This window comes from Ramlibacter sp. (assembly GCF_035655895.1).
GTDB lineage: Bacteria > Pseudomonadota > Gammaproteobacteria > Burkholderiales > Burkholderiaceae_C > Ramlibacter.
On sequence record NZ_DASRTN010000006.1, the window covers coordinates 1,036,958 to 1,051,092 of the forward strand.

The 14,135-nt window shown below is 72.2% G+C and carries 8 protein-coding genes; 5 read left to right on the forward strand and 3 right to left on the reverse strand.

The window, feature by feature from the left end:
• Positions 1 to 85: 85 nt before the first annotated feature.
• Entirely contained in the window at positions 86 to 1,228 is a 1,143-nt protein-coding gene (locus tag VFE82_RS07975) for a hypothetical protein (RefSeq protein WP_324999723.1), read from the forward strand.
• Here the strand turns inward: VFE82_RS07975 and VFE82_RS07980 are convergent.
• Entirely contained in the window at positions 1,176 to 2,543 is a 1,368-nt protein-coding gene (locus VFE82_RS07980) for an exopolysaccharide biosynthesis polyprenyl glycosylphosphotransferase (RefSeq protein ID WP_324999724.1), read from the reverse strand. The genes VFE82_RS07975 and VFE82_RS07980 overlap by 53 nt on opposite strands.
• A gap of 1,479 nt (positions 2,544 to 4,022) precedes the next feature.
• Positions 4,023 to 5,402: a glycosyltransferase family 4 protein gene (locus VFE82_RS07985; protein ID WP_324999725.1), complete on the reverse strand. Its 1,380-nt coding sequence runs from the start codon at positions 5,400 to 5,402 to the stop codon at positions 4,023 to 4,025.
• A gap of 307 nt (positions 5,403 to 5,709) precedes the next feature.
• Between VFE82_RS07985 and VFE82_RS07990 the strand changes: the two genes are divergently transcribed.
• Positions 5,710 to 7,131: a UbiA family prenyltransferase gene (locus VFE82_RS07990; protein ID WP_324999726.1), complete on the forward strand. Its 1,422-nt coding sequence runs from the start codon at positions 5,710 to 5,712 to the stop codon at positions 7,129 to 7,131.
• A complete protein-coding gene (locus VFE82_RS07995) occupies positions 7,131 to 7,529 on the forward strand; it encodes a GtrA family protein (protein WP_324999727.1) in 399 nt (132 codons plus the stop codon). The genes VFE82_RS07990 and VFE82_RS07995 overlap by 1 nt, the downstream gene beginning before the upstream one ends.
• Positions 7,530 to 7,568: 39 nt before the next feature.
• Here VFE82_RS07995 and VFE82_RS08000 read toward each other — a convergent pair whose 3' ends face one another.
• The gene (locus VFE82_RS08000; RefSeq protein WP_324999728.1) at positions 7,569 to 9,014 is read right to left on the reverse strand and encodes an Ig-like domain-containing protein; all 1,446 of its coding nucleotides are present in this window, start codon (positions 9,012 to 9,014) and stop codon (positions 7,569 to 7,571) included.
• Positions 9,015 to 9,365: 351 nt separating this feature from the next.
• Here VFE82_RS08000 and VFE82_RS08005 point away from each other — a divergent pair, with 351 nt between their 5' ends.
• On the forward strand, positions 9,366 to 12,833 hold the full coding sequence (locus VFE82_RS08005; RefSeq protein WP_324999729.1) for a hypothetical protein: 3,468 nt from the start codon (positions 9,366 to 9,368) through the stop codon (positions 12,831 to 12,833).
• Positions 12,830 to 14,116 (forward strand): lipid II flippase MurJ, encoded by a 1,287-nt coding sequence (locus VFE82_RS08010; protein WP_324999730.1) that lies wholly within the window; start codon positions 12,830 to 12,832, stop codon positions 14,114 to 14,116. Before VFE82_RS08005 ends, VFE82_RS08010 begins: the two co-directional genes overlap by 4 nt.
• The last annotated feature ends 19 nt before the right edge of the window (positions 14,117 to 14,135 follow it).

Sequence of the window (14,135 nt, forward strand, 5' to 3'; positions counted from 1 at the left end):
GATCCGGGCCTCCCGGCGCATGCGCCGGCGCGCACCGCAAGGCGCGCGGCGGTCATGATGCGCCGACCTCCCCATGGACACCGCGATGACGATCCCTGCCTCTTTCCTGGCGCTCACGCTGGCCACGCTGGCGTCCGGTGCCGACGCCGTCGAGTTCGGCATCAACAGCCGCCACGAGCCGGAACTCAACGAAGCCGTGGCGGCCCTGATGGAGCAGCGCAATTTCCGCAGCGCGCGCGTCGACCTGATCACCGGCGACGACCTGGCCGGGCTTCGCGACTTCGCGCGCCGGGTGAGGGGCAACGGCGGCGAGGTCCAGGTCGTGCTGCAGACCTCGCACCAGTGGGACCACGGCTGCGACCCGGACCTGGAACGGGTGGAGCAGGGCGCCTACCGGGAGGCGGCGGCGGCCGTCCACCAGGTCAAGGACCTGGTCCATGACTTCGAGCTGCTGAACGAAGCCCAGCGCCGCCCCGAGATCGAGCGGGAAGTCCCGTGGAACTCGGCGGGCCTGGCGACCGCGCCCTACGAGGGCAAGGCCTGTGTCGCCTCGCTCGCGGCCGCCCTGCGCGGCATGTCACGCGCCGTCGCCGACATCCGCGCCGATTCGGGCCTTCCGCTGCGCACCATCCTCGGCACCGTGGGGCGGGACTTCGGATTCCTCTCCTTCATGCGCGGGCAGGGCGTGCAGTGGGACGTGACCGGCTTCCACGTGTACCCCCGGCTGCGCGGGCGCAGCCTGCTGGACGACCACTGGTACGGGCCGGGCGGCCCCCTGGCCCAGCTCGCCGCCTTCGGCAAGCCGGTCCACATCAACGAATTCAACTGCGGCGAGATCTACGACTGGCGCTACGAGAACCGGGCGGGGCGCAGCCGGACGGAGTCGTGCCTCCAGAGCCTCTCGCGCCACCTGGGGGAGCTGCAGCAGCAGGATGCGGCCGTGGTGGAGGCCGTGCACTTCTACCAGTTGCTGGACGAACCCCGCAAGCCCGCGCCCGAGAACCGGTTCGGCCTGGTGCACCGCCTCGGCCGGCCCAAGCCCCACCTGTACCTTGCCGCGGCAGTCGCGGGTGGCGAGCTGTCGCACGAGGAGCGTGCCGAGGTCACGCAGCGGGGGCTGCTCACCGATGCGCAGATCGACGCCGCACGCTCGCGGGCCACCGCTGCGCCCCGTCTCAGTACGCGTTGCTGTCGCCCCGCACCAGCAGCACCGCCGTCTTCCAGATGATCAGCAGGTCCAGGCCCACGCTCCAGGCGTTCAGGTACTGGAGGTCGCATTCGGTGCGGCGCCGCAGCGCCACGATGTCGTCGCCGCCGCGCAGCCCGTTCACCTGGGCCCAACCGGTGATGCCGGGCTTGACCTTGTGCCGCAGCATGTAGCGCGGAATGAGCTTGCGGCACTGGTCGTTCACGGCGAGCGCGTGCGGCCGCGGCCCGACGATGCTCATCGTCCCCATCAGGACGTTCAGGAACTGCGGCAGTTCGTCCAGCGACGTCCGCCGCAGCAGCCGCCCCACCGGCGTGATGCGGTCGTCGTCGGTGGTGGCCTGGCGGTAGGTCGTGCAGCCGTCTTCCAGGGTGGTCATGGTGCGGAACTTCCACACCAGGATCTCCTCGCCATCCAGGCCGAAGCGGCGCTGCTTGAAGAAGACGGGGCCGTCCGACGTGGCCCACACCAGCAGGGCGATTCCGCCCAGCAGGGGCAGGAGCAGGGGCATGGCCGCGAGGGTCAGGCCCAGGTCGAGGGCGCGCTTGAGGATGCCGAACCCGCCGTGGAAGGGCGACTCGCAGACCGCCACCATCGGCACCCCGGCCAGCACCGACACGCCGCAGCGGATCGGCTCCAGCATCGACAGGTTCGGCATCAGGTAGACCGACGCGGTCGTGTCGTGGGTCTGCTGCAGGAGGTCCTTCATCCGCGGCGACGAGGACATGGGCAGCGCCACGTAGATCCGGTCGATGTGGTGCCGCCGGACGTATTCGCCCAGCTCGGAGAGCCGGCCCACGCGGGCACTGCCGTCCGGCAGCGGCGCCCGGGCGTGGACGCGGTCGTCGAGGTAGCCCGCCAGCTCCTGTCCCCTCGCCAGGCCCAGCTGGATGGCCCGCCCCAGCTGCACCGCGCCCTCGTTGATGCCGACGATGACCACCTTGCGGTTCTTGCGGCGCCGCTCGACGAAACCCAGCACGCGGGGCGCGGCGATGCGCGACAGCAGGACGGCGCACAGCCCGACCGCTCCCCACGACAGCAGGAATGGCGGCTCGAGGAGCGCCCTGGGCACCTGCAGTCGCTCGCCCGCGACCGCCCCGACGGCCATCGCCGTGAGCAGCAGGAACGTCCACCGCAGGACGAGCCGCACCAGGGGTGCAGGCGACGCCTGCCGGAACGGGGCCGATCCCGGGAGCGACAACAGGACCATGATCGCCACGCAGATCGCATCCTCGGCCCGCGAGGGGCGCGACCAGATCTGGAGCGCCAGCAGGTACGCCAGCACCACCGCCGCGGCATCCAGCGCCGTGACGGTCGACAGCAGGCGCCAGGGCATGCCGGCAGACGTGCTGGGAAGGGCGGGAAGTGGCGTCTGCATGGGTGACGGTGCTCGGCTCGTGGACGGGGTGCAGATTCTTCGGTCGCGGGCCAGCCGCTCGCAATCGTCGCTTTGTCCCGGGACGCACCCCACGGGTGGCGGGACCCCGGGCAACTGTCCTGCCCCTGCATGGGACCAAACGGCCGTTCCTGCGCCGCTCCTGCCACGCCAGACTGGCGGCATGGCTTGCTCCTGCCCGATGCCGATGTCCCTTCGCGGGCCGGCCCCGACGATGACCGGGCGCGTCGCGCCGGGTCGGCCGGTGCCTCGATGGAGCGCACCTTGAGCACCGACGTGCTCGCCAACCCGGTGGCGGCCGGCCCGGCCTGGCCGCAGGGCGCCTCGGGGGCCAGCGCCGGCGTCGACCATCTCCTGCGGGTGCTGCTGTGCGTGTTCATCGCCACGCTGGTCGTCGAGGGGCCGCTGCGCTGGGCGGCCGCGCTCTCGGGCTGGCCCAACCTGCTGTACCTGCGGGACGCGATCCCCGCCGGGTCGGTGCTCGTGCTGCTCCTGCGGCCGTTCGTCCTGCACCGGTGGCTCGACCTGCCGATCCTGGTGGCCGGCTCGGTGCTGGTCCTCCATGCGCTGGCCGGGATCCTGCTCGGGCTGGCGCCATTCCAGGTGGCCTTCGGGTTCAAGACCTTCCTCTACCTGCTGTACGGCATGGCGATGTGGCCGCTGCTGCAGCGCCGCTGGCCTTCCGTGCTGCGCGGGGCGGTGGTGGTGTGCGCGGTGACGCTGTCGGGCCTGGCCGTGTGCTTCGCCATCGGGCCCATGCCATGGGAGGGGCTGGAGTACGACACCGCCTTCGGCGCCGTCGCCACCACCTGGCGATGGTGGCTCGAGGGGGGCATCGAGCGGCTGCCGGGGTTCGCGCGTTCGTCGTTCAACGCCGCGATGATCGCGGGCATCTCGGGCTTGCTCGCGATGGCGTGGCTGCGTCGTCCGTGGCTGCGCCTGGCCCTGGCGTGCCTGGTCTTCGCCGGCATCCTGGCCACCACCAGCAAGGGCATGCTGCTGGCCTTCCCGCTGGCCGCGGCCTGGCTCGCCTACCCGTCGGATGGCCCGGGCCACGCCCGCGCGGGCCGGTGGATGGTCCAGGGGCTGTGCGCGCTGGGCCTCGCGCTGCCCGCGACGGTCCTGCTCCTCGATGTCGGTGCCGGGGTGCGCCCGCAGGAATGGCCGGACCTGGTCCACTCGGCGTGGGAGCGCTTCAGCCAGGTGTGGCCCGAGGCGTTCGAGCTGCTGCCGCCGGGAATGGCGGGGGTGTTCGGCGCAGGGCTCGGCGGTATCGGAACGCCGCAGTTGTTCGGATTCCACCCGCACCGGTTCAATCCGGGCGACAGCCTCGCGGTGTTCCTCCTGGTCGATTTTGGGATCGCAGGCATCGTGTACTACGCGCTGCCGGCACTGGCGCTGCGCGCCGTCGTGGCCGGTTCACCGCCGGGCGTGGCGCGGGTGTCGGTCGCGCTCCTGGTGATCGGCTACGGGTACGGCCATTCCATCTCCATGCTGGAGGAGACCTTCTTCGCCACCGCGCTCGGGCTGGCGATCGGCGCTGCCTTCAGCGCGCTGCAAGGGCCCCGGCTGCGCGCGTAGCAGGGCGTTGCGGGCGGCGCTGGGTGGCGCGGCCGCCGCGATCGTGGCGAGGACGTCCTCGTATTCGCGTGCCATGCGCTCGACCCCGAAGTAGGGCGCGCGCGCCAGCGCCTGCGGCGCCATCGCGGCCGCGAGGGCGGGGCGGTCGACGAACTCCTGGATCGCGCGGCGCAGGCCCGACGGATCCCCGGCGCGGTACACGCGGCCGGTCTGGCCGTCCAGCACGATGTCCGGCAGGCCGCCCCGGTCGGAGACGATCGCGGGCACGCCGCGCCGCATCGCTTCGATGGCGGTGGTGGGCAGCGGATCCTCCCAGAGCGATGGCACGACCAGCAGGTCGATGCGCCGGTAGAGCTCGTCCGGATCGATGAAGCCGGCGAAGGTCACGTGCGCGGGCGCGAGCTGGCGCAGCCGGCGTTCGTCCCCGGGGCCTGCCCGGCCCGCGACCACCAGCTCGCAGGCCTGGGGATCCAGGGCCTGCATCACGCGCAGCAGGCTTTCCACCCCCTTGGGTTGCACCAGCCGTCCCACGTAGCCGAGGCGCAGCCTGGGCCCCGGCGCCCGTTCGCGCGGAGGCGGGCGGACCTCGCCAGGGAGCCCGTTGTGGATGACCTGCCGGATCGATGCGCCGGTGAAGTAGCCCAGGTCCAGGTGGCGTTGCAGGGTGAAGCGGCTCACGCCGACGACCGCCTGCACCGATTGCGAATGGTCCCGGGCCGGCTGGGTGAGGACCCGGCAACCCCCGCACTGCCGCTCGCAGTTGGCACCGGCGCGGAACATGGAGGCCTTCGGACAGGCGAGCGAGTAGTCGTGCAGGGTGTGCACCACCGGGATGCCGCGCGCGTGGGCAGACGCCCACGCGGACGGCGAGAACCCGGTGAGCGCATGCGTGTGCACCAGGTCCGGACGTTCCCGGTCCAGCAGCCGTCCCACTTCCTCTCCCATGGCGGGGTTGTACCGGTTGACCAGGTGCCATGCGGGCTTGAGCCAGGGCGAGATCCGCTCGCCCCCGTACGGCCAGTACACGTTGCGCAGCCCGATGCGGTGGATGCGCACGCCGTTGCGCACGGTGCTGCGGGTGCCGGGATCGCGCCGGGTGGTGACCACCACGCACTCGTGGCCGCGCGTGGACAGCTCTTCCGACAGGATCTGCGCGATCTTCTCGGCGCCGCCCACCTGGTGGGGGGCGTAGAGCGTGCTCAGGACCATCAGCTTCATGCGGTCGACTCCAGTCACGGCTCCCGTGAACCGCTGCCGGCCATGGTGGCCAGAGCCTTTCGTCCTGTCACTAGGACAAACCGGCCAGGCATGGGGTGCGCGGGGGCGGCCTGCCGGCGCGGCGTCGAGCGGTCCTGGCTGCGGCCGGTGCAGACCGACCAGGCGAGCGCGGGACAAGATGGCTATTCCAGGCGACGGGGGCCGCGCATCCAATGCTGCAACGCCGGCCGTGACGGCGCTCCGGTCCCGGCAGGCGTCCTCCAGCCAGCCGGCCGGATGACGGATCCACCCACCCACCAGGCCCGCCATGTCCCAGTTGCCCATCGCCGTCGATCTGGACGGATCGCTCGTCAGGACCGACACCTTGCACGAGCTGGCCCTCGCGTTGTTGCGCACCCGTCCGCTGGACGTGCTGCTGCTGCCGTTCTGGCTGGCCCGGGGAAAGGCCCACCTGAAGCACGCGATCGCGTCGCGGGTCGGCTTCGATGCCGCGACGCTCCCCTACAACGAGCCGCTGCTGGCGTGGCTGAAGCAGCAGAAGAGCGCCGGTCGCCGCCTGGTGCTCTGCACCGGAGCCGACGGCCTGGTCGCGCACGCGGTGGCGCACCATCTCGGGATCTTCGACCAGGTGCTGGTGTCGGCCGATGGCATCAACCTCGCCGGGTCGAACAAGCGCAGGGCCCTGGAGCGCGAATTCGGCCCGCGCGGGTTCGACTACGTGGGCAACGCCGACATCGACCTCGACGTGTGGGGCGCGGCGCATGCGGCCGTGGTGGTCAGCCCGTCCGCATCGCTCGCGGCACGGGCCTCGCAGGTCTCGGAAGTGCTGGCCGTGTTCCGGGAGCCGCTGCGCCTGCGCACGGTCGGCAAGGCCCTGCGCGTGCACCAGTGGATCAAGAACCTCCTGCTGTTCGTTCCGCTCATTGCCGCGCACCAGCTGGGCGATCCCGCGCTGCTCGCGGCCGCCCTGGTCGCGTTCGTCAGTTTCAGCCTGTGCGCCTCGGGGGTGTACGTCGCCAACGACCTGATGGACCTGGAGAGCGACCGGGCCCATCCGCGCAAGCGCCATCGCCCGTTCGCCAGCGGCGCGCTGCCGATCGCGTCGGGGATGGTCCTGGCGCCCGCGCTCATGCTGGCGGGCTTCTCGCTTGCGGTCTGGCTGGGCGCCGACTTCGCCGCCTGGCTGGCCGCCTACCTGGCGCTGACGGCGGCGTACTCGGCCCGCCTCAAGCGCCTGCTGCTGGTCGACTGCGTCGTGCTGGCCCTGCTCTACACCCTGCGCGTCGTCGCCGGTGCCGCCGCCACGGGGATCGAGCTGTCGTTCTGGCTGCTCGCGTTCGCCGTGTTCCTGTTCTTCTCGCTCGCCTTCGTCAAGCGCTACGTGGAATTGCGCACCCTCTGCGACCGGCGGGAAGCGACGATCCGCGGCCGCGGCTACATCGCGCAGGACGTCGCCATCGTCCAGGCGATCGGCATCGCCTCGGGCTACGCCGCCGTCGTGATCCTGTCGCTGTACCTGCAGGGCGACACGGTCCGGGCCCTGTACCGCCGCCCCGAGGCGATGTGGGGCGCGGTGCTGCTGATGCTGTTCTGGATCAGCTGGGTCTGGATGAAGGCCAGCCGCGGCGAAGTGGACGACGATCCGGTGGTGTTCGCCGCCAAGGACCTGACCAGCCTGCTGGTGGGCCTGGGCATCGTCGCCTGTTTCGTGGCGGCGAAGCTGGCCTGATGAACGGCGGCACCGTGGCCGCGCGCTACACCGCCATCGCGGTGGTCGCGAGCCTGGCCAACCTGGCGCTGCAGCGGGCCTGGATGGCGGTGGATGCCGGACCGTTCGCCGTGGAGGTGGCCGCGCTGCTGGCGACCGGCCTCGTGCTGCCGTTCAAGTACGTGGCGGACAAGCGCTGGATCTTCGGCTACAGGACGGTGTCCGGCCTGCACGACCTGCACAAGCTGCTGCACTACACGACGGCCAGCGTTTTCACCGTGGCCATCTTCTGGATCGTGGAGTTCGGCGCCTGGCGCCTGTTCAGGACGCCTGCTGCCCAGTACCTGGGCGCGGCACTGGGCCTGGCCCTGAGCTTCCAGGCGAAGTACCTGATCGACAAGCGCTTCGTCTTCAGGTGAGGGCCGGGCGGTGCCGCCGCGCAATGCGGCGGCAGTGGCTTACCGGGTGCGCAGGCTGATGGACGCGCTGCCGACGTTGCCCGAGGTGTCGGTGGCGTCCACCGTCAGCGACAGGCGGGTGTTGCGCTGCGACGGCATGGTGAACGTGCACTGGTAAGGCGCCGCGTTCGTCACGCACGTGGTCCCGTTGAAGCGCATGCGGACCTCGCGGACGGCCACGTTGTCGGTGGCCTTGGCGGCGGCGGTGAAGCGCGCCCGGCGATCCAGCGACTCGCCGTTGGCCGGACTCGTGATGACCACCACCGGCGCCGTCCTGTCGCGGACCGGCGCCGGGGCGGGCGCCGGCGCGGGAGCGGGAGCCGGTGCCGGTGCCGGGGCCGGGGCAGGTGCCGGCGACGAGCTCGCCTTCATCGCGGTGATCTCGGCGTCGGTCAGCAGCCCGCGCCGGGTGATCTCCAGACGCTCGGCGGCGCTCAGGTTGCCCCCCGCGAACGCGGTCGCGAGATAGAGGTGGACCTTGGGATTCGCCAGCCCGAAGGTCAGGCCGAAGCGACCTTCCGCAGCCGCCTTCGTGGGCTCGTCCTCGAGCTCGTAGAAGGTGATCGATTCGATGTTGGCGCTGGTCTGCGTGCGCAGCTGCGTCAGGTGCTTGTCGAGCGACTTCAGGCAGGTCTCCGTCATGGAGGCCCACATCTGGTTCTCGTAGGCGCCGTCATAGACCTCGCCGCAGTTGAACTCGTTGATGCGGATCGGCCGCTTGAACCTGGCCAGCTGTCCGAGCGGCCCGCCGGTGCCGTACCAGGTGTCGCTGCTCAGGCTCGCGTGGCCGAATTCCGGATAGATGTGGTAGCCCACGACGTCGAACAGCACGCCCTTGTTCTGCATGAACTCGAGGAAGCCGAAGTCGCGGCCGACCGCGCCGAGGATGGTGCGCAGCGGCAGGCCCGAGCTGGCCCGGATGTCGTTGACCGCGCGCGACATGCCCCGCAGCACGGCGGTGATGGTGGCCACGCACGGCTTGCCTTCGTAGCTGGCGGCGGTGTTGCCGGTCTGGTTCCAGGGGACTTCGCCGTCGATCTCGTCGCGCAGCTGGACTTCGTTGAGCAGCTCGTAGTCGTGGACCAGGTCCTTCATCGCGTTCACCGCGGCGGCCATCTGGTTGTAGGCGTCCTGCTCCACGGCCGCCAGGCTCTGCTTGCAGGAGGAATCCCACTGGTAGGTGATCTGCGTCACCAGCTCGACATGCCCGCCGTTGGCGCGGATCTTCTGGATCTGGTCGCGCAGCAGGGTCAGGCCGGCGCCGGGGATGTAGTCCAGCCGCGCGGTCCTGAAGTTGCGGTCCTTCATGAGGGACGCGATCTGGGTGTTGGCCGTGGTGCTGCCGCCGCCGCCGTGGATGTTGACGCCGTGGTCGAGCGCGAAGGAAGGGGCTGCCGCAGCCGCCATGAGTGCCGACAGGAGGGCGAGACGAGGTGTGATGTGCATGGATCCGCGGGTGGTGGGTCAACCGGCTGTCCTGGTGGCTCAGCCGGGGCGCGGATCGTATTTGACGGATGAGCTCGTTCCGGACGAGCTGTCACGAGAAGAAACCGAGGCTGCTCAATTGTTGAGCCAGCGATGCTTCCGCATGCCGACCTTACGACGGGTTACGGGCACACCAAGGGCGAAGCCCGTGCCGGTGGGCAGGGGCTGCCTGCCCCCCGGGCGCCGGGGCGAGCGCATGCGGCGCGCAAGGGCAGGGGGCTCCCGGGAAGCCTGGGCGAGCACGCCCGGTCCCGCCGGAGCTTTGTCCTATGGACCGCATGCGTCGCGGACCGCGATAGTGGCCCGACACGCATGCCTGCTACCACCACCTCGCCCGCGTTCGCTTCGTCCGCACCGTCCGGCCATGCCGCTGCCGCCGCGGCTGCCTTGCCCTCGCGGCTGCATGCCCTGGTCGCGCTGGCGCTGGCCGCCGCCGCGTTCCTCGCGTCGTGGCACCTGTCCGGGCGGATCAACGCCGAACTGTTCCAGTCCTACGCCACCGACGTGTGGTTCCAGGCCGACCTGCAGCGGGTGCTGCAGAACATGACGGATGCCGACAGCAGCCACTACCGGAACAAGGTCCACCCGATCGCGTCCCTGGTCGTCTACCCGTTCACCCACCTGCTGCAAGCGATCCATCCGATGCCCGACCTGGTGGCCGCGCGCGTGGCGTCCGCGCTCTGGGCGGGGGCCTGGGTCGCCGTGCTGTACGCCCTGCTCGTCGCGCTGGGGCTGGCCTCGGTCGCGGCGGTGGCCTTCGTGCTGCTGGCCCTCGCGTCGGCATCGTTCGTGATGTTCTTCTCGGTGCCCGAGCTGTACCACCTCGGCTCGCTGTCGATGATGGCGGTGCTGCTGGGCGCCGCCATCGCGGTGCGGCGCGGCATCGGCGAGCGCGCGGTGCTGGCGCTGGGCCTGGGCAGCCTGGCCATCACCACCACCAACTGGATGGCGGGCCTGGCGCTGGCGGTCTCCCATCTTCCCTGGCGCCGCGCCGTCCGGGTCAGCGCCCTGGTGCTGGCCATCACGATGGTGCTGGCCGTGGTGCAGAAGCTGGTGTTCCCGACGTCGGGCCTGTTCTTCCTCGCGCCGTCGGGCGAGACCCTGTACGTCGGGCGGGAGGAGGCCGGCACGGTCTGGCACCGGTTGTCCGGCATGCTGCTGCATCCGCTGGTGCTGCCCGACCTGGGCCGCCTGCCGCCGGCCAAGGACTTCCTCTGGCCCCTGCTGACGGTGCAGCAGTCGGCGCCGGGCGGAAGCCGCGGCACCGGGGCGCCCGCGCTGGCGATCTGGATCGCCCTGCTGGCCGCCGGCCTGGCGGGCGCCCGCGCGCTGGGTGCGCCGCATCGGCGCTTCCTGTTCGTGCTGTTCGGCACCCTGGCCGGGCAGGTCGGGCTGCACCTCGTGTACGGCGAGGAAACGTTCCTCTACGGACTCCACTTCCTGCCGTTCCTGCTGACGCTTGCGGCGCTGTCGTGGTTCACGCGGGCGCGGCCGCTGGTCGTCCCCGCGGCGCTCGTGCTGGCGGCGCTGGCGCTGGCCAACAACCTGGCGGGGTTCACCGAAGCGGTGGCCCGCCTCGAGGGGGCGCTCACCGAGCGCGAGCGCCTCCAGCGCGCCGTCGCCGCGCGCCCGGACGGGGCCTGGCCCCGCAACGAGGGCCACGTGGTGCTCGGTGAACCCGGCACGCCGCTGGGCCGCAAGGGATTCCACGAGCCCGGCGGCGGCTTCAGCCCGGCACCCGGCAGCTTCGGGGTGTCGGTCTGGATCACCGACGCCGCGGGCGTGCGCCTGGCGACGAGCGACACCCTCGCGCTGTCCCAGGTGCGGCAGTCGCTGGTGGCCGAGGCCGGCCGCGCGGTGCCGGCCCTGGTGACCGACACCCCCGGCTACCAGGTGAGCTGGTCGTGGCGCGACGACCATTTCGAGATGGATCTGCGACCCGCCCGCGCCGATGCGGGACAGCGCACCTGGGTGCTGCTGCGCTCCGCCGGGCCGAGCGGCGCGCCGGTGCGATCGATCCGGCGGGAGGGCGCCCGGCTGCTGCTCAACGAGCGCTGGGCGGTGGACACGCCGGCCGCCGCGCTCGCCGTGCTGGGCGACGAGGCGCCAGCCGGCATCGACCTGCGGGCGGCCGCCGCGCCAGCGGCGCGCCAGCCAGTTGCCGGACCGCCACCGCGCGACGAGCGCACGGCCGCCGGCGGCTGGCTGTACGCGGCCGTGCCCGTCGAGGGCGACGGCCTGCTGCTGCGCGTGACCGACCTCGGGGCGCCACGCGGCGAGGCGCTGCCCGCCAGCGCGGCCTACTGGACGCCGGCCGTGCCCGATGCACGGTTTGCGGCCATGGCGCATGCTCAGCAGGCCCACCTGCTGATGGGACTGACCGACCTGGGCACCCGTCCCGGAGAGCCGGTCAGCTACGACTTCGACTGGCTGCGCGATGGCGCCTATGTCATCGCCGCCCTGGCCCGCGCGGGACAGGTGGCCACGGTTGAACGGCTGGCCCCCTCGGTCGCCGAACGCGACCACTTCGGCGGCTTCGGGGCCGAGGCCGACGCGCCGGGGCTGGGCATCTGGGCGATCGCCGAGGCGGCGCGCGCGGTGGGATCGGCGCGTTTCGACAGCTGGGCCTGGCCCCACGTGCGGCGCAAGGCCGGCCTGGTCACCGCCTGCCTGGCCGCCACCACGACCATCGTCGCCCGGCCGGCCGGGCCCGTGCTCCAGGCCTACCGCGACGACCCGCTCACGCGCCGCCCCTGCGAACCGGCCATCGGCGGGCTGGCGATGGGGCACATGGACCACCACTATCCGGTGCTGTTCGTCAACGCCGTCAACTACCTCGGGCTGCGCGAGGCCGCCGGCCTGGCCCGCCGGGTGGGCGAGGACGGCGAGGCGGCCGCCCTGGAGGCCAGGGCCGAGGCGCTGGCGCAGGCCTGGCGTGCCAAGTTCCTGCAGTCGCCGCGCGACGCGGCGACGGGGCTGCTGCCGCGCGCGCCGCAGCTGGCCGGCGAGTTCCTGCGGCAGCAGGTGGGGTTCAAGCGGCGCCTGACGGACTGGATCCGCGCGGCCGACAACGACCGCACCTATGTCTCGGCCTTGTGGCCCAGCGGCGTTCTCGGCAAGGCCCCCGCGCTGGCCAGCGCCTTCGAGGCGCGGCTGGGCGAGCGCTGGCGGCAGCAGCGCGACGGCGACGGCGCCTACCGGCAGGCGCCGAAATGGACGTACTTCAGTTTCGCCGAGGCGCACCAGTGGCTGGCGCTGGGCCGCCCCGAGCGCGCCTGGCAGACGCTGGACTACTTCATGGGAGCGTCGGCCTCGCCCGGCCTCTACACCTGGTGGGAGGAGGGGGCCGAGGAGAACGCGAGCCACCGCTGGACCAGCATGCGCGGCTGGACGGACGCGCGGCGGATCACGCCCCATTACTGGAGCGCGGCCGAGGCGCTGATGCTGCAGATGGCCATGCTGGTGCACGTGGACCGCGCCGACCCCGAGGCGCCGGTCGTCATCGGCGCGGGCGTGCCGGCGGCCTGGCTCGGGCAGCGGATCGACAGCGGCACCATCCGCACCCAGCACGGCCCGGTGCGCTGGGTGTGGGATGCCGGCCGGCTGGTGGTCGACGTCGCCGATGCCGCGGTGCCGCTGCGGGCCGCACCCGTCTTCGGCGGCGCCGAGATGGTGGTGCGGTCCGAAGCGTCCAGCGGCCTGGTCGTGGCCCAGGTGGTCTCGGGCGGGACCGGCGCGCCCACCGACGCCAGGGCAGGGCCGGCGGGGCAGGGCCGATGAGCGCGCGACTGGGACTCACGCTCGGGGCCATCACCGCGGCGAACATGCTGGCGTGGTTCCTGCTCCAGGGCTACGTGCTGGCGACGACGGGGGCCGGCGTGCAGGCCGACGCCTTCTTCGCATCGCTGGCCGTGCCGCAGCTGGTCCTGCTGGTGGCCAACAGCAGCTTCGCGCACGTGCTGATCCCGTTCTTCTCCGGCAAGGCGCGGGCGCAGGTGCAGGGCGAGGCGATGGCCCTGGTGCTGGTGGTCGGCGGCAGCTTCGCCGCGGTCGCCGGCCTGCTGTGGCTGGCCGCGCCGGCGTGGGTGCCGCTGGTGGTGCCGGGCTTCGATGCGGCCGCCAGGACGCTGGCCGTGTCGCTGGCCCGGGTGCAGGTGGTCGGCATGGCGTTCTCGGCCGTGTCCGCGGTGCTGCTGGCAGCCTGCCATGCGCAGGGGCGTTTCGCGCTGGCCGAGTCGGCGCCGCTCCTCGGAACGCTGGCCGCCTTCGCCGCCATGGTGGTGGTGCTGCCCACGCACGGGGTGGCAGGCGCGGCATGGGTCAACGTGGCGCGCGCGCTCGTCGGCATGCTGGTGCTGGCGCCGCTGCTGGTGGGGGCGGCGCGTGCGCCGTGGGGCGCGGCGGCCGGCGTCTGGGCCCGGCTGCGTCCGCTGCTGCTGTCGGCCACCTACTACAAGTCGGACCAGCTGTTCGACCGGTTCTTCACCTCCATGGGGCAGGCCGGCGCACTGTCGCTGTTCTATTTCGCGCAGCAGGCCGCGCTCGCCGTCAACTCGGTGCTGGGCAAGGCGATCTCGGCCCCGGCCGTGCCGCGGCTGGCGGTGCTGGTGCGGCAGGGCGACTGGCCGCAGTTCCATCGCCTGTACCGGCGGCGGCTGCTACTGCTGACGGGCGCGTCGCTCCTGTGCTGCCTGGCAGCCGGCGCCGGCCTGGCGCTCGGATGGCCGTTCGGCGGCATCGGCCAGCTGAAGCTGCTGCGGGGCCAGGACCTGGCCGGTGCCCTCGGTCTGTTCATGCTGATGTCGGGCGTGATCGTCGGCGGCGGCGCCGGGCTGATCCTGTCGGAGGCGTTCTTCACCTTGGGCGACACCCGCACCCCCTCGCTCGTGACGGCTGGCTGCTTCACCGTCGGCATCGGGATGAAGGCGGCCGGGTTCTCCCTGTTCGGCGTGGAGGGCCTCGCGCTCGCCACCAGCGCGTACTTCCTGTCCTACCCCGCGGCGCTCTTCCTGCTGCTGGAGGCGACCCTGGCCAGGAAGCGCACGCTGGCCGACGCGGGATGAAGACAACCTGCGCCGGCAA